This window comes from Myxococcus sp. CA033 (assembly GCF_013336625.1).
In the GTDB taxonomy this organism is placed as follows: domain Bacteria; phylum Myxococcota; class Myxococcia; order Myxococcales; family Myxococcaceae; genus Myxococcus; species Myxococcus llanfairpwllgwyngyllgogerychwyrndrobwllllantysiliogogogochensis.
In genome coordinates this window covers 73,037-98,078 of record NZ_JABUMU010000001.1, presented here as the reverse complement: position 1 = coordinate 98,078, position 25,042 = coordinate 73,037, and the positions used below count along the sequence as shown (strand labels likewise).

The 25,042-nt window shown below is 68.7% G+C and carries 9 protein-coding genes and 1 pseudogene; 9 read left to right on the top strand and 1 reads right to left on the bottom strand.

The genetic code is table 11. The features are described 5' to 3' along the window. Nucleotides 1–65: 65 nt before the first annotated feature. The 9 genes and pseudogenes from cglF to HUA78_RS00230 all read left to right on the top strand — a co-directional run bounded on the left by cglF (nt 66) and on the right by HUA78_RS00230 (nt 22,785). Nucleotides 66–338, top strand: coding sequence for an adventurous gliding motility protein CglF (gene cglF / locus HUA78_RS00270; protein WP_174453616.1), 273 nt, complete (start codon nt 66–68; stop codon nt 336–338). Nucleotides 339–416: 78 nt separating this feature from the next. Then, complete coding sequence (gene gltG / locus HUA78_RS00265) at nt 417–2,381, top strand: adventurous gliding motility protein GltG (RefSeq protein ID WP_174475430.1); 1,965 nt, start codon at nt 417–419, stop codon at nt 2,379–2,381. A 102-nt stretch (nt 2,382–2,483) separates the two neighbouring features. Continuing rightward, nucleotides 2,484–3,116 (top strand): adventurous gliding motility protein CglE, encoded by a 633-nt coding sequence (gene cglE, locus HUA78_RS00260; RefSeq protein ID WP_141647493.1) that lies wholly within the window; start codon nt 2,484–2,486, stop codon nt 3,114–3,116. 210 nt (nt 3,117–3,326) lie between these two features. Next, a complete protein-coding gene (locus HUA78_RS00255; RefSeq protein WP_174453617.1) occupies nt 3,327–5,030 on the top strand; it encodes a DEAD/DEAH box helicase in 1,704 nt (567 codons plus the stop codon). Nucleotides 5,031–5,159: 129 nt separating this feature from the next. Beyond that, entirely contained in the window at nt 5,160–17,435 is a 12,276-nt protein-coding gene (locus HUA78_RS00250) for a tetratricopeptide repeat protein (protein ID WP_174475429.1), read from the top strand. A 136-nt stretch (nt 17,436–17,571) separates the two neighbouring features. Then, the gene (gltJ, locus tag HUA78_RS00245) at nt 17,572–19,701 is read left to right on the top strand and encodes an adventurous gliding motility protein GltJ (protein ID WP_174475428.1); all 2,130 of its coding nucleotides are present in this window, start codon (nt 17,572–17,574) and stop codon (nt 19,699–19,701) included. A gap of 246 nt (nt 19,702–19,947) precedes the next feature. Continuing rightward, nucleotides 19,948–20,880 carry a hypothetical protein gene (locus HUA78_RS00240; RefSeq protein ID WP_254623511.1) on the top strand — a complete coding sequence of 311 codons (933 nt, stop codon included), beginning with the start codon at nt 19,948–19,950 and terminating at the stop codon, nt 20,878–20,880. A gap of 149 nt (nt 20,881–21,029) precedes the next feature. Continuing rightward, entirely contained in the window at nt 21,030–21,569 is a 540-nt protein-coding gene (locus tag HUA78_RS00235) for a toxin-antitoxin system YwqK family antitoxin (RefSeq protein ID WP_217442312.1), read from the top strand. Nucleotides 21,570–21,684: 115 nt separating this feature from the next. Further along, a pseudogene (locus HUA78_RS00230) lies at nt 21,685–22,785 on the top strand (TIGR04552 family protein). Between the two features lie 14 nt (nt 22,786–22,799). On the opposite strand, the gene HUA78_RS00225 reads toward HUA78_RS00230, so the two are convergent. Continuing rightward, on the bottom strand, nt 22,800–24,983 hold the full coding sequence (locus HUA78_RS00225; RefSeq protein WP_174475426.1) for an Ig-like domain-containing protein: 2,184 nt from the start codon (nt 24,981–24,983) through the stop codon (nt 22,800–22,802). Nucleotides 24,984–25,042: the final 59 nt, after the last annotated feature.

Sequence of the window (25,042 nt, the reverse complement as noted above, 5' to 3'; positions counted from 1 at the left end):
TCGCTGTCCGTTGTCTGGACATGCGGCGTCGAACGGGCCCGGCGGGGCCCTTGTGGGAGGCAGTGATGCGGAAGGCTCTGATGTTGTGCGCGGTGCTCGCGGTGGCTCCGGCCTTCGCCCAGGATGATGCGGCCAAGCCGTCAGGTGGGGGCGCGGAGGGCAATGTGCGCTACTCCAAGACGACGAACATCGACTTCGAGGACGACACCATCGAAGGCGACCTCACCAAACCGGACGGCGAGTACATCGAGGCGCGTGAGACGGTGAAGCACTCGAACCTCATCCGCATCCGCGAGGACTTCGAGGACAAGGTGATGCAGTCCGTGGGCGAGCTGTAACAAGCGTCGGTGCGTCGGCGGGAACCTTCCGGCGCGAGCGTTGTCCATAGCGAGCATCCACCTTCCGCAGGAGCCCTCATGGCCGTTCCCCTGACACTCAAGGTCTTCAAGGGCGACACCCTGGTCGCCACCAAGGACTACGAGCGCGACATCATCAAGATTGGCCGGCTGTCCTCGGCGCACCTGTGCCTGGAGGACGAGAAGGTCAGCCGCATCCACTCCGTCATCGAGGTCGCCGGCGACGGCTCCATGTCCATCATCGACATGGGCAGCGTCGAGGGGACGTACGTCAACAACAAGCGGGTCAACAAGGGCCTGCTGTCGTTCGGCGACGAGATTCGGGTGGGTGCCACCACCATCCGGCTGGAGAACCCCTCCGCCATCGCGGCTGCAAACCTGGCCGTGGCCGCGGCGAGCACGGATACCACCACGGAGAAGAACCCCGTGCTGGGCTCCACCACCGCCGCCACGGGGCTGGCGCAGGCCGCCGCCGCCGAGGCCGCCGAGTCGTCCCTTCCCACCCCCGTCGCCGCCGCGAGCGCGGGTGCGCTGGACGCCTCCGTCGCCCCCACGCAGAAGAGCCCCATCCTCGCCGCCGAGGAGCCCGCGCCGGCTCTCCGCGCGACGCAGGCCCCGGTCGACGACGCCGCGCCCCGCGTGCGCACGGTGCGCCGCTCCAAGTCGAGCGGTCCGCAGGGTGTGTCGCTGCGTTTCTGCTGGGGTGACCAGCGGGTGGGCGAGTTCTTCGTCGCCCCGGGTATCAAGCGCTTCGTGACGGTGGGCAGCGCCGCGGGCGTCGACTTCGTCATGGGTGACGCCAAGTTCGGCGCTCCCCGCTTCGACGTGCTGCGCACGGACGGTCAGTCGTTCGTCGTGCGCTTCACGGGGAAGATGAAGGGCGAATTGGTCCGCAAGGGCGAGACGCAGGAGCTCAAGGCAGTCATCGAGTCCGGCAAGGCCTCGCACGAGGGTGACGCGTACACGCTCACGCTCGACGCGGAGGACTTCTTCTGGGTGGACCTGGGCGGCGTGACGATGGAGGCGAGCTTCCAGTCCGTCCCCAAGCGCGTCGTGGCGCCGCTGGGCGAGTCGCTGGACTACACCGCGCTCAACATCTTCCTGGTGATGTTCTTCGCGGCCACCGCGTTCGTCATCACCGCGATGAACCGCACGGGCGAGGGTGACGAGTACGCGGACGAGTTGTCCGGCAACCAGGCGCGCATCGCCAAGTTCCTCATCAAGCCGCCCGAGGCGCAGAAGAACAAGTTCCTCGAGCGCCTCAATCAGCAGAAGGAAGCGAAGAAGAGCGGCGAGATGGCGGCCAAGAGCCGCGGTGACGAAGGTCAGATGGGCAAGAAGGACGCGCCCAAGACCAACAACCGCACCGCGCCCAAGGGCGACCCGAACAAGAAGGACGAGGCGCGCGCGCTGACCGCCAAGATTTTCGGCGGCGGCAAGGGCGGCATCTCCACCGTGTTCGGCAGCAAGGGCCTGGGCGGCGACCTGAAGAGCGCCATGGGCAACATGTTCGGCGCCAAGGCGGGCAACTCGGGTGGCTTCGGCGGCCTGGGCCTTCGCGGCTCCGGCGGCGGCGGCGGCGGCACCGGTGACACCGTCGGCATCGGCGGTATCGGCACCAAGGGTCGTGGCGGCGGCACCGGCAGCTACGGCACTGGCGTGGGCGTGCTGGGTGGCAAGTCCAGCGTGGACGTGGGTATCACCTCGTCCGACCCGGAGGTCATGGGCTCGCTGGACAAGGAGCTCATCCGCAAGGTCATCCACATGAACCGCGGGCAGATTCGCTACTGCTACGAAAGCCTCCTCAACCGGTTCCCGAAGCTGGGCGGCAAGGTGGCCGTGAAGTTCGTGATTACCGCCACCGGCTCCGTGGCGTCGTCCTCGGTGGCCCAGTCCACCGCGGGCAACGCGGAGCTGGAGACGTGCGTGGCCGGTCGCGTGCGCACCTGGAAGTTCCCCGAGCCCAAGGGCGGTGGCGTGGTGGTCGTCACCTATCCGTTCATCTTCAAGCAGTCCGGCGATTAGCGCCGGCCTTCCTCCGCTTCACGGGCGGCCCTTCCCCGGGGTCGCCCGCGCAGTCACCCCGGCTCCCGTCCCCCGTGGGAGCCACGTCAACCTCAGGACCGCATGAAAGCCCTCGCCTCCATTGCCCTGTGTGCCGTGTTCGTCCTCCCCGTGGCCGCGAGCGCTCAGCAACCACCCCCCACGGCGACGGGAGACAAGCCCGCCGTCACGTTCGATGAAATCGAGCGCGGCTTCTACTTCGCGCTGCTCGGCGGTCCGCTCTTCCTGACCAATCCGCCCGCGGCGGAGGGGACGCCCCGTCCGTTCTCCTCGGGCCCCATGGCCCAGGTGGAGTTCGGCGTGGACCTGGGCGAGCGGGTGTCCGTGGGCCTGTTCATCATGGGCTCCAGCATCCGCACGAGCGCCGAGTACATCGGCGAGTCCGGCGGCGCGGTGTCCGGTGACTTCTCCACCTTCGTCCCGGGCGCGGTGTTGCGCGCGCGCCTGGTGGGCCTGGCCGACAGCCAGGAAGTGAAGCGCACGTGGTTCTATGTCCGCGCAGGCGCGGGTTATGCGATGTTCTCGCCGAAGCGTCTCCTTCCGGATTCCGACATTCTTGTGTTTGCCGGGCCCGGAGTGGAGTACTACACACGGTTGCGCCACTTTTCCGTGGGGCTCGAGGTCACGGGGAACTACCTCGTTTCCGGAGGCTCGTTCGGGTTCGCGGTGGCGCCGAACATTCGCTACGCGTTCTAGTTCCAGCGGGAGAAAGACGTGCCTCAGGAGAATGGAAGCGGTGGGCCGCGCCAGGGTGGGCGTGGTCGTGACGGGGGTGCGCCGGGTCAGGGCCCGCGCCGTGACGGTCCTGGCGGTGGTTTTGGTGGCCGGGGCGGTCCGGGAGGCCCTGGTGGAAGGGGCGAGGGCAGAGGCCGCGACGGACGTGGTCGGGGTCGTGACGAAGGCCCCGTGGGCCCGGGTCAGCGTGTCATCTCCGAGCTGAGCGTCCTGGAGAAGGCCCTGTCCAAGACGGACTTCCTGGCCGAGAAGGGCCCGCTGCAGGCGATTGTGCGCTCGCTGCGGCCCATGCGGCTGAAGTCCCTGGAGGACCTGGACCTCAACACGCGAGGCCGACTCATCACCACGATGCTGCGCGTGCAGCGTCAGCCCAAGCCCGCGGCTCCGGATGCTTTGGCCCCCGCGGAGGCGAGTGCCCCGGTGGAGGCCACCGAGGCTCCGGCCGAGGCCGCCGCTCCGGCGGAAGGCTCGGAGGGTGCGGTCGCCGAGGGTGAGACGGGCGCGGCTCCGGCCGAGGCTGCTGCTCCGGCGGCGCCCGCGGTGGACCCCGCCAAGGAGAAGTTCGACGCGTGGACGGACGTGCTGTTCCTGGTGGGACAGGTCTGGCGCGCGGCGGGAGACCGGGAGCGCGCCGAGGTGGCCTTCGCCGCCAGCGGTCGTCAGCCCGGCCCCGAGGTCGAGGAGCCCACGGCGCCTGCGGCTCGGACGGAGGCACGTCCGGAGCGCGGTGAGCGTCGGGAGCGCCCGGAGCGAGGCGAGCGTCGGGAGCGCGGTGAGCGTCCCGAGCGTGGCGCGGCGGGTGAGCGTCGGGAGCGTCCCGAGCGTGGCGCTGCTGCGGGCGAGCGCCGGGAGCGTCCCGAGCGCGGCGCGGCCGGCGAGCGTCCGGAGCGCGGCGAGCGCCGTCCCATGCCGGAGCTGACGGGCGACTGGAAGGAGCAGGCCAAGCAGCTCGAGGGGATGGGTCGCACGCGTGACGCGGCCCGTCTGCACGAGCGGAACAATGGCTTCGCGGACGCCACCCGGCTGTTCGAGGCGGGCGGAGACCTCAAGAGCGCGCTGCGCACCGCGCTCGCGGGCAGCGACAACGATGCCGCGCGCCGACTGGTGGGCACGCTGCCCCCGGATCAGCTCGCTCCCACGCTGGAGAAGGCCGGTGCCTACGAGCTCCTGATGGAGCACTACGTTGGCAAGGGCGACTTCGAGAACGTGGCGCGCCTGTATGAGCGCGCGCGCCAGTTCGACCAGGCGGCGCTCGCGTACGAGCGTGCGGGGAAGCTGACCCTGGCGCGCAAGGCGTACGAGCGCTCGCGGGACATGGCCAGCGCCAACCGCATCCGTGGGCTCGAGGTGAAGAGCCTGGTGGAGCGTGGAGATCGTCTGGGCGCGGCCACGTTGCTCGTGGCGGCGGGCCAGCGTCGCGAGGCGGTGGAGGTGCTGGGCACCCTGCCTCCTCCCAAGGCGTTCCACTTCATGCAGCGGCTGAAGCTGGACGAAGAGGCGAAGGAGCTGGCTCAGCGCGAGCTGGCCCGGGCCGAGCAGGAGCAGAAGCCCGCGGGCCGTGCCCGGTGGCTGGAGCTGCTCGGCGACGTCGCGGCTTCCGCCGAGGCGTGGGAGGCCGCGGGGCGCAAGGACAAGGCGCTGCCGCTGCACGAGAAGCTCGGCAACCTGCCTCGCGCCGCCCAGCTCGCCGAAGAGCTGCAGCAGCGTGACAAGGCCGTGGCCCTCTACACCCAGCTCAACGACAGCGCGGGTGTGGAGCGTGCGAAGGCCCTGCCGGAGACGCCCGTGGCGCCCCCGGCTTCCGCCGAGTCGTCCGAAGGCGGTGCGGGGGGCGAGGACGGGGACGTTCCCTCCGACGCTTCCTCGGCCGAGTAGCAAGAAGGCCAATGATTCCCGCCCTTTGGCGGGTTTTACACGATTGCTCGGGGGCGCTCGCGGCCGGTAGAGTCCGGCGGCTGGCGCCCCCGCTGCGTTCCATTTTTACCCCCGAGGCCCGCCCTCCCCATGCAACAGCCCACGTCTCCTCGACCCACGCTGCGCGTGTCCGATGACCGGAGCTTCGTCGAAGCCGAGGCCTCCCTGGAGAAGTCCGGCCGCGTGGAAGAGCTGATCCGCCTGTACGAGGGCCGCGCTCGCGACGTCGCCGCCGACGAGGCCGTGCGCCTGTTGTGCCGCGCCGCGGAGCTGGCTCATGACCGGCAGCGCAACGCGCCTCGCGCCGAGGAACTCCTCAAGCGCGCGATGCTGGTGGCGAAGGATCCGCTGCCCGCGCTGCGAGGCCTCAAGCGGCTGCACGAGTCGCGGCAGGACGCCGCGGCGCTCGCGGATGTGCTGGAGCGACTGGGCAGCTCCACGCAGGGCGAGGAGAGCGCCGGCCACTACCTGAAGGCCGCGGACCTCTACGAGCAGAAGCTCTTCCGCCGCGACAGGGCGGTGCTGTGCCTGCAGCGCGCGGCCCGCGCGAAGTCCGACCGGGCCATCTTCCGACGCGTGCGCCAGTTGCTGTTGTCCGAGGAGCGCTTCCAGACGGCCTTCGAGGCCCTGGAGCGAGAGCGCGAGGCGCTGGGCGACGCGGGCATGGCCGAGGAGTACGCGGCGCTGGCGGAGCGACTGGTGGATGATCCCACCGAGCACGAGCTGGCGCAGGGGGTGCTGGATGTCGCCCGGACGCTGGAGCCGCAGAACGCGCGCGTGGAGAAGGCCACCCGGGCGCTGCAGCGCTTCGAGCAGACGTGGCGGGACCGTGTGCGGATGCTGCGCAGCATGTCGCTGGAGGAGCGCGACAGGAAGAGCGCGGCAAGGCTGTCGTTGCTCGTGGCGAAGCTGTTCGCCTGGTACGACCCGACCGCCGCCGGCAAGGTGAAGGAGGCGTTGGACCGCTGCTTCCTGCTGTGGCCGGGCATGCCCGAGGGGCTGTCGCTCATCGAGAAGATGGCCGCGCGCTCAGGCGGCGATTTCGCGGCGGCGATTGCTCAGATTGAAGCCATGGCGGGCGAGGTGAAGGACCGCGCCGCGCAGGTCGACCTGTGGCTGCGCGTGGGCACGCTGCGTCTGGGACGGCTGAACGACGCGCCGGGTGCGCTCGGCGCCTTCGAGCGGGCCGTGGCGGCGGACCCATCGCGCGCGGACGCGGCGAGCCTCACGGCGGAGCAGTTGCTGGAGGGGGGCAGGGCGGCGGACGCGGTGGTGGTGCTGGAGCGCTACCTGACCACGGTGAAGGACAAGTCGAACCAGGCCGCGATGCGGCTGCGCCTGGCGGAGCTGTGCCTGACGCAGCTGAAGGACAGCGCCGCGGCGCGCACGCACCTGGAGGCGGCGCTCAAGCTGGACCCCACGCATGCGCTGGCGGCCTTCCAACTGGCGCGGCTGTTGGCGGAGGACGAGGAGCTGGAGGCCGTGGTTCCGCTGTTGGACCTGGCGCTCCTGGCGCCGCGTCCCCGGTCGGAGCGGGTGGCCTTCTGCGAGGCGCTCGCCCTGATGTTCGAGGAGAAGGAAGACGCGCGAGGCGCCTTCGAGGTGCTGTCGCGCGCGCTGGAGTTGGACCCCGCGCGTCCGCTGCTGCTCGGCTCGGTGGTGGAGCACGCGGAGAAGGCCAACGCGAGGCCCGCGCTGGCCCTGGCGCTCCAGCGCGCGGCGCAGGCGGCCCCGGTGGTGGAAGTGGCCGCGACGCTGTGGCGACACCTGGCGCAGTTGCTCCAGGGCCCGCTGGCGGACCCGGTGCGCGCGGAGGCCGCGTGGCGCGAGGTGCTGGCGCGGCTGCCCGGTGACGAGGTCGCCGCGGAAGCGGTGAAGTCACTGCAGGCGGTCGCGGCGCTCGCTGACGACCCGAAGGCCCGGCTGGAGGCGGAGGTGACGCGGCGTGAGGCCGCTGGCGCCGCGCCCGAGGAGCTGGAGCCGCTGGTGCGCGAGTGGACGCAGCTGGCGCCCGACGAGGTGAGCGCCGTGCAGCGGCTGCAGGCGTTGTGCGTGGCGCTGTCGCGCTTCGACGAAGCGGCGGCGCTCGCGGGGCGGCTGGCCTCGCTCGCGGAGACGCAGCTCGAGCGCAACGAGTGGACGGCGCGTCAGGCGAAGCTGTACGCGGAGCGACTGGGGCGCCAGGAGGACGCGGCGGACCTGTTCCTGGGGCTGTTGTCGGAGAACGTGTCCACCGGCGTGGTGGTGGGGGGCCTGGAGCGACTGGCCGCGGCGGGGGTGCGGACGCAGGAAGTCACCGAGGCCCTGGCGGCGCACTATGGGCGCGCCGGTGACCACCAGCGACAGGTGGCGGCGCTCCAGCAGCAGCTCGAGGCCACCACGGAACCGACGGCGCGCAAGCGCCTCTTCTCGCTGCTGGCGAGCATCCACGAGAAGCAGCTGGCGGACAGCCGCGCGGCCTTCGACACCCGGGTGCGCGTGCTGCGCGAGGACCCGAGGGATGAGCCCACGCGCGCCGAGGCCCTGCGTCTGGCGCGGGACTTGTCCGCGCACGCGGAGCTGGGGCGCGTGCTGCGCACGCTGGCGACGGAGTCGGAAGACCCCACGGTGGCGCTGTCGCTGCTCACCGAAGCGGCGGGGCTCACGGAGGAGGGCGGGCTGGTGGCGGATGCCATCTCCGCGCTCGAGGCGGCGGTGGAGCGGGCGCCGGAGTCGGGCCCGGTGCTCCAGCGGCTCGTGCGGTTGTACGGGCGCGCGGGGCGCTCCGCGGATGCCGAGGAGCTGCTGCGCAAGCGCATCCACGGCGCGCGTGGGCCGGAGCGATTGGAGTTGCTGCTCCAGCTCGTGGACCTGAACGTGGAGCTGGGCCGTCCGGCGCAGGCCGCCGAGGCGCTCCAGTCCTCGCTCTCGCATGGCGCCGAGGAAGGCCGGCACCTGCCGCGCCTGGCGGAGCTGTACGAGAAGGCGGGCCGTACGCGCGAGCTGGGCGACACGCTGGCCCGGATGATTGGCCTGGCGGAGTCGTCCGGTGAGACGGACAAGGCGTCGCGGCTGAAGCTGCGGCGCGCGCAGCTGCTGCAGGGCACGCAGGACGGCAGCGCCGAAGCGGTGCAGAGCTACGCGGACATCCTGCTCCAACGTCCCTCGGACCCGGACGCGCTCGCGGCGCTGGAGGCGATGTTGGCCTCGGGGCCCGCGCGGGAGGCGGCGGCGCGCGTATTGGTGCCCGCGCTCGAGCGGACCAAGGACCACCGCAAGCTGGTGGCCACGCTGGACGTGCTGGCGGAAGTGGCGAAGGACGACGCGGCGCGCGTGCAGGTGCTGCGGCAGGCCGCGCAGGTGCATCTGGCGCATCTGCGGCAGCCGGAGCTGGCGTTCGCGGCGCTGGCACGGGCCCTGCGGCTGGCGCCGGGCGACGCCGGGTTGCGCTCCACGGCGCGTCAGGCGGCGGAGGACGCGGACTCGGTGGACAGCTACGCGGAGATCATCGCGGAGCTGGCGGAGGAGGGCGACGTGGGCCCCGCGCGCGGAGCGCTGCTGCGCGAGCTGGCGGAGGTGCAGGAGAAGAAGCTCGACGACAAGGCGGGGGCGGTGAAGGCCCTGCGTGCGTTGCTGGCCCTGGAGCCGGGCAACCTGGACAGCCTGCGCGCCTTGCAGCGGCTGCACCGCGCGGGCGAGGAGTGGGCCGCGCTGGCCGAGGTGCTCGAGAAGCTGGCCGCCGCGTCGCCGGAGCCCGCCGAGCAGCTCGCGTTCCTGCGTGAGGCCGCGCTGCTCCACGAGACGCGTCTGTCGGACCTGGAGAGCGCGTCGGAAGCGTGGCGCGCCATCGCGGAGCGCGACTCGGCGAGCCGTGAGGCCGCCGCGACGCTGGACCGGCTCTATACGGAGCTGGAGCGTCACCAGGACCTGGCGTGGGCGCTGGCGCTGCGCCGCAACCAGGAAGGACAGAGCCCGCAGGGGCGAGAGGTCTCCTTCCGCCTGGCGGAGCTGCAGCGCACGGTGCTGGATGACCCGAACGCGGCGCTGGGACTCTACAAGCGCATCCTCGCCGAGGACTCTGGTCACCCGGGCTCGCGCGCCGCGCTCGAGACGTGGGTGAAGGCGGCGGTGCCCGCCAGTGGCGCCGCGCTGGAGGTGTTGGACCCAGTGCTCGCGCAGGTGGGGGACCATGCCCGCCGCGTGGCGCTGCGCGAGGCTCGAATGGAGTCGGCGCTCACGGTGGAGAAGATCCTCCTGTCCGGTGAAGTGCGCCGCATCTACGAGCGCGACATGCGGCAGCCGTCGCTGGCCTTCATGTCGGCGGTGAAGTCCTTCGCGCAGGGGCTGGACCGGGACGGCGTGCGTCCCGACCTGGAGCGCCTGGGGCGCGAGACGGGCTCGCACGAGGTGCTCGCGGAGATCTACGAGTCCGCGGCGGTGGAACTCACGGAGGGAGACCCGGCGGCCTTGGAGCTGCTGCGTCGTGCCGCGGAGCTGCGCGAGTCGTTGGACCAGCCCGAGGAGGCCGCGCGCCTCTGGAAGAACCTGCTCGCGGACGCGCCGCAGGACCGCCAGGCGTTGGAGGCCCTGTCCCGGCTGTATGAGAAGGGGCAGAACGCGAAGAGCCTCTCCGAGGTCTACACCCGTCAAGCCCAGCTCTCCCAGGACGTGGAGGAGCGCGTCGGTCTGCTGCTCAAGGCGGGCGAGGCCTACGCCAACGCGGGCGAGGACGCGAAGGCCGTCGAGACCTATCGCTCCGCGCTCTCGCTGCGGCGGGTGTCCGAGGGACTGCTCGCGCTGGAGAAGCTGTACGCGAAGGCACGGCGGTTCGTGGAGCAGGCGGACGTGCTGGATCAGCTCGCGGATGGCGCCGCGGACGACGCCGCGCGACGGGGCTGGCTGCTGAAGCGGGCGCAGTTGCTCGAGAAGGAAGTGGGCCCCACGGAGGCGCTGCCGGTGTATCGCCGGCTGCTGGAATTGGCGCCTGGGGATGGTCAGGTGGTGGCGGGCCTGGAGCGCTTGATGGCGCACGACGGGCCCCGCGTGGAGGCGGCGCGTCTGTTGGAGCCCGTCTATCGCGGCCTGAACGACACGCGAAAGCTGGTGGAGGTCGTGGAGGTGTTGTTGCACGGCATCGCGCCGGAGCGGCGGCTGGAGCACATCCAGGAGATCGCCACCCTGCGCGAGGCGCTGGGGCAGACCTCGCTCGCGTTCGTCGCGCGGCTGCGGGCCTTCAACGAGTTCCCGCAGGAGACCTCGGTGCGTGACGAGCTGGAGCGGCTGGCGGCCGACTCCGGTTCGTTCGAGGAAGTCGCTGGCGCCTACGAGGACCAGCTGGAGCGCGACACGCAGGAGCCGCTCGCGGGTGACTTGTGGCGGCGTCTGGCGACGCTCTACGACAACCGGCTCAAGCGCTACGACCTGGCGGTCCGGGCGCTGGAGGAAGTGAGTCGGAGGGACCCGAAGAACAAGGGGGTGCTGGAGTCCATCGCCCGCGTGCATCGCCGCACCGGCGCGCACCGGGAGCTGGCGCTCGTCATGCGGCGTCAGGTGGCGGCGGAGCCCAGCGAGGCATCGCAGATCAATCTCCTGTTCGAGCTGGCGCACCTCGCCGAGGAGACGCTGGCGGACAAGGCGCTTTCGGCGCAGGCGTACCGCGAGGTGCTCGTCCTTCGGCCGGAGAACACGAACGCGCTCAAGCTGCTGGGCCGCGTGCTGGCGGAGATGGAGCGCTGGCCGGAGCTGGCGCAGCACATCGAGCGGGAAATCCAGCTCGCGGACGCGCGTGGCGCGCAGGAAGAAGCGTCGGACCTGCGCGTGCGCCTGGGGCGCCTGAAGTTCTCGCGTCTGGATGACCCGCGCGGAGCCCTGGAGCTGTACCAGTCGGTGCTGGCGCGCAGGGCTGGACATGCGGGCGCCGTCGGTGCGCTGGAGGAGATGGCCCGCTCGGAGAGTCCGCTGCGTGGCGCGGCCGCCAGTGCGCTGGAGCCCGTCTTCGTCGCGGTGGGCAACCACCTGAAGCAGGTGGAGATGCTGGAGTCCCGCGTGTCGGCGGAGGCGGTGCCGCAGGAGCGGGCCGCGCTCTTGCGTCGCATCGCGGAGATGTATGCCGGCCCGCTGGAGAACGCGGAGATGGGCTTCCTGGCGGCGACGCGTGCGCTGCGCGAGCTGCCGGATGACCTGCGCTCGCTGGAGCTGTGCGCGTCGCTGGTGGACCGGGCCGAGGCTCCCGAGGAGCTGGGCTCGGTCATCATGGAAGTGGCGCCCAAGGCGGGAGACGCCGCGCGGGCCGAGCTGTACCGCTCGCTGGCTCGACTGCAGACGGACCTGGGTGAGCCTTCCGAGGCGCTGACGTCCTGGAAGCGCGTGCTGGAGCTGCGTCCCACCGACACCGAGGCGCTGGATGGCACGGTCCGCCTGGTGGCTTCGCAGGGCAAGCCCACGGAGCTGTTGGAGGTGCTGCGCCGTCAGCTCGCCGTGGCCGAGGAGCCGGCGCGCCGCGCGGCGGTGCTCTTCCAGATTGGTCATCTGCAGGAGGAGCAGCTCCACGACGCGCTCGGTGCGCTGGCGACGTTCCGGCGCCTGCTGGAACTCAAGCCGGATGACATGGCCGCGCTGGAGCGGATGGAGGCCCTCTGCCAGAAGCAGGAGCGCTGGCCGGAGCTGGCGGACGTGCTGGCGCGTCGCATCGCGCTGATGCCTCTCGAGACGGGGCTGGAGCTGAAGTTCCGGCTGGCCATGGTGCGCGAGACGCGGCTGTTGGACCGGACGGGCGCGCTGGCGTTGTACGGCGAGGTGCTGGCGGTGCAGCCCAACCATCCTGGCGCGGTCGGCCGGATGGAAAGCCTGGTGTCTCGCGAACCGCAGAACCTGCTCGCGGTGGAGACGCTGCTGCGGGCGTTCCGCGCGAGCGGAGACGTGCCTCGACTGGCACAGGTCATCGAAGCGCGCGTGGGGGTGTCCACGGACGCGTTCGAGCGCAAGGCGCTGCTGGGCGAGCTGGCCACGCTGCGCGAGTCGCAGGGCGAGGTGGAGCTGACGTTCCTGGCCCTCTTCCGCGCCTTCAAGGAGGACCCGAACGACGGTGAGGTGCGCCGGCGCTTGGAGAACGCGACGGACGGCTCCGACAGCTACGACGAGCTGGTCGCCGCATACGAGGAAGCGCTGCCTCGCGTGGCCGAAGCTGCCGACGCGGCGCAGGTGTGCCTGAAGCTGGGCCAGTTGCTGGAGACGAAGCTGCGCGACTCCGACCGCGCCGTTTCCTATTACGAGCGGGCGCGCACGCTGCATGCGGCGGTTCAGGGGCGGGCACTGGTCGCGCTGGACCGCCTGTACCTGGAGCTGCAGGCGTGGCCGGAGCTGGCGGGCATCCTGGAGGCGCTGGTCTCCGGGGCCACCGAGCAGGTGGAGCGCGTGGGCTACCTCTTCCGCCTGGGTCAGCTCTACCAGGAGCGGCTGGACAGTCCGGACCGTGCGGCGGGGGCCTACGAGGCCATCCTCAAGGTGGAGCCGGGGCACATGGCCTCCGCGCGCCTGTTGGAGGGCATCTACGAGGCCGCATCGGCGTCGGAGAAGCTCTACGCCATCCTCAAGCTGCAGGCCGACAAGGTCGTGGGCGCGGAGAGGGACCGCGTCGTCTCGAAGATGGCGCAGGTGTCCGCCGAGGGACTCTCGGACCTGGGCGGCTCCATTGAGCTGTACCGCGAGCTGCTGGCGAAGAACGCGCGCAACGACCAGGCCTTCACCGCGCTGGAGTCGCTCTACGAGCGCGCGGACCGGCCGCAGGACCTTCGCGAGCTGCTCGAGGGACGTCTGGCGATGACGCTGGACCCTCGCGAGGTGGTGCGCCTCAACGAGCGGCTGGGTCGTGTGGTGTATCGGCTGCTCAAGAAGCCCGAAGCGGCCGTGCCGTACTTCAAGGCGGCGCTGGACCGTGACGCGCGCAACCGCGCGGTGCTTGACACGCTGCGGGAGCTGTACGACGAGACGGAGCAGCGCGAGGAACTCGTCGGCGTGCTGCGCCGGCTCATCCCCCTGCAGGAGAACAGCGAGGGTGTGAAGGCGCTGCGCCTGCGCCTGGCGGAAGTGCTGGCCGGCATGGGCCGCCGCGAGGAGGCGCTGGATGCCGCCCGCCGCGCGCTGGAGGTGGAGCCGCACCAGGTGCAGGAACTCGTCCGGGTCCACGCGCTCTTCGTCACCCTGCGCGCCTGGAACGACGCGGTGCGCGCGCTGGAGCTGAAGGTGCAGGTGCACCTGGGCACCGAGGAGCGTGAGGCCGCGGTCGCCACGTACTTCGAGGTGGCGGACCTGTGGGCGGGGCAGGGCGGCAAGCCCGAGCAGTCCTCGAGCGCCCTGGAGAAGGTGCTGGAGCTGGACCCGTCGAACCGCACGGCCTACGAGCGGGTGTGCGAGCTGTACCGCACGTACAACGACTGGCGCGCGTATGCGACGGCGGTCGACCGCTACATGCCCCACTTCGTCACGGCCGAAGAGAAGATGGCGGCGCTGCGCGAGCTGGCGCGAGTGCAGGAAGAGCGGCTGGGGCAGAAGGACGTGGCCTTCCTGGCGCTGTGTCGCGCGCTGCAGCTCGATGCCTCCGACGACACGTTGCGCGAGGAAGTGGAGCGCCTGGCGGACGAGACGGGCAGTCACGAGGAGCTGGCCGCCGTCTACGAGGAAGTGGCGGACGAGCTTCCTCGCGGTCCGTTGGCGGAGCGGCTGTACGCCACGCTCGCGCGTGTCCACGACACGCGGCTGGATGATCCGCAGGCGGCGGAGGGCGCGTTCCGGAAGATTCTCGAGTTCGACCCGACCAACGCCACCGCGCTGGACGGACTGGCCGCCGTCTTCCATCGACGGGGCCACGAGCGCGAGTACGTGGTGGCGCTGGAGCAGAAGCTCGAGGCCGCTGGCTCCATCGAGCAGCGCAAGGGCATCCTGCGAGAGATTGCTCGCGTCTGGGACGAGAAGCTGGAGGACCCGACCGAGGCAGCCAGCGCGCTCCTGCGGGCCCTGGAGCTGGAGCCGGACGCGGAGACGCTCGGGGTGCTCACCGCGCTGTACCGGCGGCAGCGCTCGTGGCGCGACGTGGCCATGACGCTCTTGCGTGCGCGTGATTTGGCGGACACCGCCGAGGAGCGCGCGCGCATCCAGGTGGAGGTCGCGGGTGTCTTCGAGCGAGACCTCTCCGATGACGACTCCGCCGTCGCCGCCTACCGGCAGGCGCTGGAGCTGGACCCGGTCAACCGCGAGGCGCTGGAGTCACTGGAGAGGCTGCACACCAAGCTGGACCAGCCCGCGGACCTGCTCGCCATCTACGAGCGCATGCTGGAGCTGAGCGAGGACTGGCGCGAGAAGGTCCGCGTCCTCTTCCGCAGCGCCAGCATCTGGGAGGACAAGTACCAGAACCCGGCCAATGCGGACGTGTGCGTGGAGGGCGTGCTCTCCATCGACCCGCAGAACGTCCAGGCCATCAAGGTGCTCATCCGCCTGCGACGGGCCCAGGCTCGCTGGGAAGACCTCATCACCGCCTACGAGCGGCAGCTCTCCCTGGCCGTCAGCCCGCAGGAGCAGGCGGAGCTGTACGTGGACATCGGCAACGTCCAGTACCAGCAGCTCAAGGTGGTGGACCGGGCCGTCAACAGCTACCACTCGGCGCTCGCGGCGGACCCCGAGAGCCGTCCCGCGTTGCACGCGCTCGGCAATCTGTACGAGCGCAGCGGCAACTGGCCCTTCGCGCTGGAGATGCTCCAGAAGGAAGCGGAACTCGCGGGCCAGACGAAGGACGCGGTGGAGCTCTTCTACCGCTTGGGGAAGATCAACGAGGACATGCTGATGGACTCGGGCAGCGCCCGGAGTGCCTATCAGCAGGCCATCGCCATCGACGCGGGCCATCTGCCCAGCATCCGCGCCCTCAAGGGCATCCAGGAGCAGGAGAAGGACTGGAGCGGCTACGAGCAGACGCTGCGTCAGGAGGCGGAGCAGACGGAGGACCCGGCCGCCAAGGGTCGGGCGCTCCTCGATGTGGCGCGCTACCACGCGGAGACGCGCGAGGACCGAGAGACGGCCACGGGCTACTGGGAAGAGGCGCTCAAGCACATCCCGGACAGCATCGAGGCCGCGAGGCCGCTGGCGGACGTCTACATCGCCCATGAGGAGTGGGCCATGGCCGAGCGGATGCTCGACATCGTCACGCGCAAGCTGTCGGAAAAGGCCATGGTGGAGAAGGACGCGGCCACGGCGGCGGACCTGTGCCGGCAGCTCTACCGACTGGGCTACGTGGCGGAGAAGCTGGGGCGGCGCGACAAGGCCCTGAGTTGCTACGAGACGGCGTACGAGCGCGACGCGACGTACCTCCCCGCACTGGAGGGCTACGGTAACCTGCTGGTGCAGACGCGCCGCTACGAGGGCGCGCTCAAGGTGTTCCAGACCATCCTCATCCACCACCGTGAGGAACTCACGGACCTGGAGGTGGTGGAGGTCTACTGGCAGCTCGGTGACATCCACGCCGCGCTTGGCCAGGCGGACCGCGCGCAGAACCACTTCGAGAAGGCACTCGCCATCGACCCGGGCCACGAGCCCACGCTGCGCGCGCTCGTCGTGCTGATGGACAAGGCGGGCCAGTACGAGAAGTCCGCCGACCTGCGCCAGCAGCTCGTTGGCGTGCTGGAGGATGAGGCCAAGGCGAAGGTGTACCTGGACCTGGGCCGCATCTCCCGCGACGAGCTGCATGACCCGTACATGGCCATCGATGCCTTCACGGGCGCGCTCAAGGTCCAGCCGGATGCGCTGGAGGTGATGGACCAGCTCTACGTGCTCCTGCGCGAGACGCGTCAGGGCCAGAAGGCCGCGGATGTGCTGGCGCGGATGCTGGCGCTGCCCGCGCTCGCGTCGGAGCCCCACAAGGCCAAGCGCGTGTGGTTCGCGTTGGGCGAATTGCGCCGCGATGACTTGAAGGACGTGGAGGGCGCGACCCAGGCGTTCAACGCGGCCCTGGACCTGGACCCGCGCTTCGTCGAGGCGTTCAGCTCCCTGGAGGCGATGCTCGGCGGTGCCCGCCAGTGGAAGCCGCTGGAGGAGAACTACACGAAGATGCTCGGCCGGCTGCCGAAGACGCCGGAGACGCACGTGGCGCGCATGGCGCTGTGGCGCGCGCTGGGTGACCTGTACCACCAGGTGCTCAAGCATCCGGAGGGCGCGGTGGCCGCCTATGGCGTGGCCGCCAAGGGGCTCCCGGACGACGCGGCGGTGCAGGAGGCCTTCGCGGAGCTCGCCGGCAACATGCCGGGCAAGGAAGAAGAGGCCATCGCCGCGCTTCGTCGGGCGCTGCCTCACACGACGGACCCTCGCAAGATATGCGGACAGCTCGTCCGGCTGGCGGCGCTGCGCAAGGACTACGACGTGGCCTGGCTCGCGGCGCAGGCCGCGTCGGGCCTCCTGGGTGAAGCGGGGGAGGACGAGAAGGAGATCCTCTCCAAGCTGGGGCCGTACGCGAAGAAGAAGGAAGTGGCGCAGCGTCCGGTGGACGACCAGCTGTGGCACACGCACCTGTTCCACCCGAAGTCGCGTGGACCGCTCGCGGAGCTGCTCGGCCTGCTCTTCGCCAAGGCGGGGCACCTGTACGCGGTGCCCTTCACGCAGTACCAGCTCGTGCCGAAGAAGCACCGCATCGACGTGGCCAGCGCGCAGGAGTACCACGTGCACCACTACCGGTACGTGGCGCGCCTGTTGGGCATGGAGGGCGTGGAGCTGTACTCGCCCTTCCTTGTGGCAACGCGCGAGCGCATGGCCAAGCGCTCCAACGAGCCCGCTCCGGAGCCGCTGGTCAACGTGGAGCTCCTGCAGACGCACCCGCCCTGTGTCCGTGTGGGTGGCAAGTACTTCGCGGAGCAGGGCCAGAAAGAGGTGTACTACCTCCTCGGCCGCGCCCTGGCGTTGGCGCGTCCGGAGCTGGCCTTCGCGCAGTACGTGCCCGCGGAGCGCTTGGAGGCCATCCTCCAGGCTGCCCTCAACATGGTGGTGGGCAATGTGCGTGTCGCCGAGTCCCTCCACGGCGTGGAGATGGAGCGGCGGGCCCTGGAGAAGGTCCTCACGGACGTGGACCGCGCGGCGCTCGCCAAGGCGGCTCGGGCCTGGCTGCCCACCGCGACACCGCAGTCCGTGCGCCAGTTCCTGGAGGGCGCGGAGCTCACCGCGGCGCGCGCGGGCCTCTTCGTCGCCGGAGAGATGGAGCCGGTGCGCCGGTTGGTCCAGGGGGAGACGGGGTCCTCGTTCCGGGTGGCGCCCCGCAACAAGCTCAAGGAGTTGCTCGTCTTCGCCACGTCCGAAGAGCTACATCACCTCCGTGTGGCTGTTGGCACACACGTGGAGGTGCAGGTTCGTCGATAGCGGGGTAGAACCCTGGGAAGGGTTCACGCGTTGATGAGCGACCGGGCGGTCAAGGCACTGATCCTTGACCCCTCCGGTGGCCACTTCTACGATTCCGACGGGATTTCTCCCGTCATTTCCGAGGCTTGCGGAAGAGATGCGTTTCGTCTGTGACAGCTGCCGCGCGCAGTACATGATCAGCGACGACAAAGTGGGCCCGAAGGGGGTCAAGGTTCGTTGCAAGAAGTGCGGCCACACCATCACCGTGCGCCCAGCGGGCGCCGCGGCGGGGAAGGATTCCCCGTCGGAGCCCGCGACTTCTTCCGCCCCTGCCTCCGCCTCGAACGGCGCGAGCACTCCGAGCACCCCGAGCAAGGAGGCCGAGTCGTCGTCGTCCTCCTCGTCCTCGTTGCCCGCCACGTTGGGGACTCCGCCGGAGGGCGGGCTCTTCACGGACGTGGAGGAGGACGAGATTGGAGCGGTGTTCGACCAGGTCCTCAGCTCTGGCACGCACAAGATTCCGGCGGGTGAATCCGTCGGAGAGGCCGCGGCGCGCGACGCCACGGCGGAGAACGTGCGCAAGCTGGCCGAGGCCGAGGACGAGCCCGACAAGGACGAGGCGAAGGCCCCGGCCTCTTCTCACGACTGGTACGTGGCCATCGACGAGAAGCAGGTGGGACCGCTCTCCGTCGAGAAGGTGAAGGACGCGTGGGACCGCGGGGAGGTGGGACCGGACAGCCTGTGCTGGCGCTCCGGTTTCAGCGATTGGATTCCCCTGTCGGAAACGGCGGAGCTGGCGTCGGTGTTGGCCCCGCGTCCGTCGAAGCCGACCATCGTCGCGCCGGAGCCGGTGTCGGGCTCTTCGCCCACGGTCCAGCCCGGGCCGGTGCAGTCGGCGTTCAGCGCGGGCAAGGCCTCCAAGGGCGACAGTGCCCCGGCGACGTCCGCTTCCTCCGAGGCCCCCTCGGGTTGGAAGCCCTCCGCCGCAAGCGTGCTGGCCTCGCTGGTGAAGGAGGAGAACGATGCGTTCTCCAAGCCTCCGCCGACGCCCGCGCCTCCGTTGGGCCGGGAGCCCGTGTCCCAGTCGAGGTTGCTCGACGTTCCCATGCCTCCGCCCGAGCCGGTGTCTTCGCCGTCGCTGATGGGCGCGAGCGCGGCCATGGCGGCGCAGATGGCGCCCCCTCAGGCGCAGCAGCCCTACCCGCATCCGCAACAGTCGATGGCGCCCTACGGGCAGCCCTCGCAGATGCCCTATGGGCAGCAGCCCGCGCCGTATGCGCAGCCCGGTCCCGCGCAGTATTCGCCCGCGGGCTATGCGCCCACGTATGCGCAGCAGGGCGGGACTTCGCAGGGTGGCAAGAATCGGATGGGCCTGATGGTGGGCATCGCCGTCGGGGTGCTGGGGCTCGGTGGTGGCGTGCTTGCGTTCACCATGAAGGGGGACAGCAAGGTCGAGGCTCCGGCCACCTCGCAGGTGGCCTCACCGCCTGTCGCGGCGGCGACTCCTCCGCCGGTCGCGGCTCCCGTGAATCCGCCGCCCGTGGCCGCGCCTGTCCAACCGCCTCCGGTGGTCGCGGGGGCGGCTGCGACGCCAACGCCTCCGCCTGTCGCTGCTGGAACGCCTGAGGCGAACCCGGCCGTTGCCGCGGGGACGCCTGCGCAGCCCGCTGCGACTCCGCCGCCCGTGGCGACGCCTCCAGCGGTCGCACAGGCTCCGGTGTCGCCCACGCCTCCCGTGGAGACGGCGAAGCCACTCGACTCCGCCGTGGCGAAGGTGGAACGGACGACGCCCCGGAAGAACAATGGTTCCTCCGCTGCGGGTCGCAGGGAAGAGCCGGAGGAGCGGCCGGTGGCGCGCGCGGAGAAGCCCGCGGCGAGCGAGGGTGACAGCGACGACTTCGACGAGCTGTTCGGCACGAAGAAGCCGAAGAGCGAGCCGAAGCCGAGCGAGAACCGGCCGCCGACCGCCTACATCCCTCCCGAGCCTGGGGGCGGTGGTGTGCGCGATACCCTTCAGCGTTCCGACATCATGGAGGTGGTGCTGAACAACAAGCCCGCCATCGTGAAGTGCGTGAACGAGCAGAAGAAGAAGGACCCGATGTTGAGTGGCAAGCTGGTGATGCGGTGGACCATCCAGACGAGTGGCAAGACTGCGAATGTCACGTGCAAGACGGATGAGTACCGCACCACGTACATGGCGAGCTGCATTTCGGGGCTCATCAAGAGCTGGGCTTTCCCTCGTCACAAGAAGCAGGGCGAGCCCATCGACTTCCCGTTCACCTTCTGAGCAGGTGAGGGTGTTTCCGGGTCCAGTGCGACACGTGGGTCACGCCTGGGTCCGATGTGAGTGTTCGCTTTCGTGAGGGCTGAATTTCCGCGAAGGCCGAGCGTCAGTGGGCGTGTCGACACTCGTTGACACGTCAGGACGGGCGGGACTAAAGCCGAGCCGCTCGCATGGACGTCGGGGTCTGAAGTCAGTGGCCGGAGGCCCCCAGAGAGACGTTCCAAGCAGACTCACGGAGGGATTCTCAACATGCAGCTTCGCAAGATGATGCTGGTGCTCACGGCGCTGGGCGCGATGAGCGGTTTGATGGCCGGTTGCGGTGACGACGACACGGGCGGCCAGGGCTGCACCTCGAACGATGACTGCGCGGGCACGGAGATCTGCCACCCGTCCGCGGGTGTCTGTGTGACGACGTGTGAGTCTGGTTCCGACTGTCCGGACACCGCCAAGACGTGCGCGCCCCTGGGTGGTACGAGCACCCAGGCCAACACGCGGATCTGCCAGTGCTCCACGGACGTGCTCTGCAATGGTGGCACGGACTCCGAGTCGACCGACCTGGTCTGCTCCGACCTGGACACTGTTTGCGTGCCGAAGTGCGACTCGAACGATGACTGCGGCACCGGTCGCGTGTGCGACACGGCGTCCGGCCAGTGCGAAGAGGACGACACCACGGGCGGCACCTGCACGGGCACCGGCCAGAGCACCTGCCAGTATGGCCAGTTCTGCAGCAGCGGCACCTGCACCGAGGTTCCGGCGCCTACCTGCCAGAACTTCGACCCCGCGCGAGGTGGCAAGCAGCCCGTCTGGACCATCTCGTCCACGGGCCCGATCATCTATGACATCACCCAGGTCTCGTTCGGACAGGATTCCTTCTGTGGCTCGGGTCCTGGTACCACGGGCCTGACTGCGAAGGCTCGGGTTCGCGCATACCAGCCCGCGAACTCCTCGACTCTCTTCCCGGGGCAGCTGACGGCTCTCTCTGGCTTCTTCTACGTGCGCGTCGATGGCGTTCAGCTCGATGGCACCAAGTCTGTTCGTCCGTCTGAGTACAGCATCTCGAATGGTGGCAAGAACGCGGAGCTCACCATCAGCCTCTGCCCGGCTGCGAACTCGACCACGCTGTCCATTGGCCTCTACTTCACGAACGGCAATGAGATCTGCGCTCAGCTGAGCAGCCGATAGTCCCCAGGTTGTAGTCGGTCGGGACGAGCACGGAGCCCCATCCCTATGCAGGGGTGGGGTTCCATGCGTTTTGGCGCACCCACAGCCGAGTGAAAGTGCGTTTCAACCGAGGCTCGGGGCATGAATAAGGTGCTCTCCTCCTCGTTTGAATGAGCGACGGCGCTTGGCGCCAGTTGACGGACGAGAAGGAGACCGCGATGAGCTATCGTTTTGCTGCACTGTGTGTGGCTGCTATTGCAACGCAGGCCTTTGCTGAGAACTCGGCCATTGGTCGCGAAGTCCGCCTCGAATGCCCTGTTGGCACCGTGCAGAAGGGCGAGCGGGTGAGCAAGGACATGGGAGTCTTTTGTGTCAAGGTGGGCTCGACCCCGCAAGACGTCGCGCGGCATGGTCCGTATGTGGACTTCTGGGCGAACGGCAAGAAGCAGTCAGAAGGCCAGTACAAGGATGGTTTCCGCTCGGGGCACTGGACCTTCTATGACGCGAATGGCGTCAAGACAGGGGAGACCCAGTTCGAGAACAACGACTATCATGGCACGCGGGTTGAGTTTCACCCGAATGGAGCCAAGAAGCTGGAGCAGTCGTGGGTGAAGGGGAAGCGTGAGGGCGTCGAGGCGACCTACACCGAGGATGGCCAGAAGGCCTCCGAGGTCCGGTACTTGGCAGACAAGCCGTTGGCCTCCAAGTAGCCCCTCGGCGCTGACCAGCAGTCCTGAAGGCCCTCCCTCCACTCCGGAGAGAGGGCCTTTCTTGTTTCTCTAGAAGCCTTTCCCGAACCAGCTTGCTCGGATAGGAAGCTCTGACGTGAAGGCTCCAACGCTAACCCCCGTTCTTCCCGACATCCCTATCCGCACGGTCGCGGAGATGGGGCTCCGCGAGCTCGAGCGCATCCGCCTCATCTTGCGAGGGGGCTCGGTCATCGACTGGCGTCGGATGCACTTCCAGGCCCGGGACGAAGTCGACCGGTTCCTCCGGCTCTGTCAGCTCGATGTTTCCCGACCCTACGATGAGGCCTGGGCTCGCCAGGTGTTGTCGGAGGCAGTGGACTACCTCCGGAAGACCTTCAACTACCGTGTGGCTGATTCGGTCGCCAAGCCGGAGGAGATTCACGACCTTTTCCTCCTGGCCTCTGGAGCCAAGGGCAATGCGCGGCACAGACGCATCGCTTGCGTCGTGTTGAAGGTGATGCACGTCATCCAGCACATCGAGGGAAGAGACCTGCTTTTCCGTCTTGCGATTTCCGAGGCGGAGCTGGCTGAGTTGGTGACGGAGAAGGTGCTGAGCGTTGCTCGGGAGATGCACGAGAAGGGGCTGCCAGTGGTGGAGTTCGCACACTCCATCAAGACGCAGGACTCGCTGGTGACCAAACTCCTCGCGAAGAAGGAAACCGTGGCGGCTCAAGTCTATGACCGCACACGATTTCGTGTGGTGACCCGGTCGCGAGAAGATCTGCTTCCTGTGTTGTACTACCTCACGCAACGACTGTTTCCATTCCATCTCGTGGTCCCGGGTCAGACCGAAAACACATTGCTTCCCTTTAAGAGTGTCTTGGGGGAGTACCCGCACTTCGAGCAGTTCACTCCGAATCTCCACCTGGATAGGAATTACGAGGACAGAGAAGACCGAAGCGGCAATGCCTTCTCTGGCAGCAGCTACCGGGCACTCAACTTCGTCGTGGATATTCCGGTGAGAATGGATGCCTATCTGCCACTGCCGGAAGAGGATACGCGGCCTCGGAAAGGCCGCGTCGTCATCTCATTGGTGGAATTCTAGATTGTCGACGCGGAAACGGCTCGCCAGAACGAACTGGGTGAGAACTCGCATGAGGCCTACAAGCGCCGCCAGAAGAAGCGAGTACTCAAGCGCCTCAGTCAGGGACTCGTGGTTCCAAAGCGTGGGCAATAACGCTGTAGGTGGGCTCACTGGTTGTAGCTGAAGACGAAAACGTCAGAAGACGGCCCATTGAGTTCGTGCCACGCGACCAGGGGATGGCCGTTGGAATCGAATGCCAACGAGGGATTGAAGCCGCCCGTGCTTGCTCCCTGGCGGGCGCTGAGTGGGGGGCCAATCCTCATCCACTGCTCTCCTTCCCATCGGCTGACGACAATGGTTCGTTCAGGGGAGGTGAATCCACTCCATGCGACGACGGGGCGTCCCTGTGAGTCGATACCAAGAGAGGGGGCTTCGTTCGAGGTGAGGCTTCCACTGGGCCTGTTCCCCAGGATGTTCCACGTGGTCCCATTGTGATGGGCCACGAAGATGTCGCCACTCGTGCTCGTCTTGGGCGCCTCGACCCACGCGATATACGGATTGCCAGCTCCATCCACCTCAATCGAAGGTGCCGACGCAGTGCTGTGGTCGGGGTTGAAAATCACGGGAGACCCAACGGGGGTGTTATGATTTTTCAGGACGGTGATGCCGCGATATTCTGAAGTCTGGGAACCAATGATGGCTGTGTACGCGGCGAAGATGGAGGTCGGGCCATAGGTCGTTATTGCGACATGCCATCGTTGGAGTTCTTCGCTGGGGAACGAGGGCTGGGAGTCAGTCCAACCCGTGCCTCCCGGCAGAAGGTTGAAGCTCGAAATCTGGTTGCGGATTCCGTCGTAAAAGTCAGCGTACACATGGAGTTTCCCAGTTCCATCTATTGCAGCCGAGGCCCTGTCACGCGCCGCATACTCGCTGGAATCAAGGGCAGGGAATTCCGGAAGCGCAATCCATTGGGTGTCAGACCATCGTCGACCATGGAGATTCTTCTGGTTCCCATTCGACGACAGTTCCTCCCAGATGACAGTGGGGTGGTTTGTTCCATCCAGAGATAGCGTTGGCCGTCCTGTGTGCGTGCCATTTTCGGGCACGGCGCTCAAAGAAGATCCGAGAGGCTGCCAGTTCGAGCCATCCCATCTCGCGACCTGGATGTTCTTGGTCGTCCCATCGGACTCTGACCACGCAATGACGGGAGCACCGTCCGTCCCCATCTTCATCACGACGTTCTCTGCGGAAGTATTCCCGGGATACGCGCTGATGGCACCGCCCATGGGGAGCCAGTAGGGGACAGTGAAGGCCCATGCCCCCGAGGTCGCCAGGGAATTGCCCGCCAGGTCCGTGATGGGATTCTCGGTCGTACCCAGTCCCACGCTGACGGTGTTCGACACGGGCAGCGGTGAGAGGGGCATGAGCGTGAGCGTGCGGCCATCCGCTGACACCTCCAGGGAAACAGGGATGGCGACCCCGCCATTGCCAGTGAGCCCCACATTGGCGGTCGTCACACTCGAAGCCTTCAGAGGCTCACTGAAGGTCGCCTGGACCGCCGCACGGACGCTCACCTGAGTCGCGCCTCGTGTGGGCATCCACGTCGCGACCTGCGGCGCTGCCCGGTCCACCACCACCGTACGGGGGACGCTCGTGAATGTCCCTCCTGCGCGGGTCGCGCGGGCCGTCAGCGAGTGCTCTCCCTCGAGCTCGCTTCCCGTGTCCCAGCGGTACGTATATGGCGGGGCCGTCCAAATGGTGAGCACGGTGCTCCCCTTCATCAACTCGACTGTCTCCGGCTGCCCTCCCTCCACGGAAATCGCCACCTCGAGCGTGCCGTTGACGGCACTGTGAGACGCGGACGGCGATACCCACGCCACCGCCAGGTCTCCCAGGGGGATGATGGTCAACGAGACGACTCGCTCCCGAATGAGTGCCCCCGAGAGTCCTCTCACGGTGAGGGCCACCGGACCTGTGGCGACGCTTGTTGCGACACTGACGCTCAAGGTCACGAGGTTGCCAGTGGTCGGAATGGTCACCGCTGGCGCCGAGACTCCCAGCGGCGGGTTTACGAGTGCAACCGAAACACTCCCACTGAAGCCCTGCCTGCGAACCAGCTGGACCTGGAAGCTCTTTGCTCCACCCTGGAGGACCGAGTCCTCCGTGGGGCTCACCTCCAGTTCGAAATCAGGAGCCTGAGTCCCGCCACCATCCGGCGTGGTGCCTCCATCGGTGGCGCCACCTCCCGCATCAGGCGGTTCTGGCGGGTCCACGATGTCCGGAACATCGATGCACCCCAAAAACAGGACGACGGCGGCGAGGGGGACGGAGAGGCGAAGTCGGTTCGTCATGAAGGGCGTCAGTGCAGAGGGCGTTCCACAGCCAGGCACCGTCACGAGTGCCTGGCCCG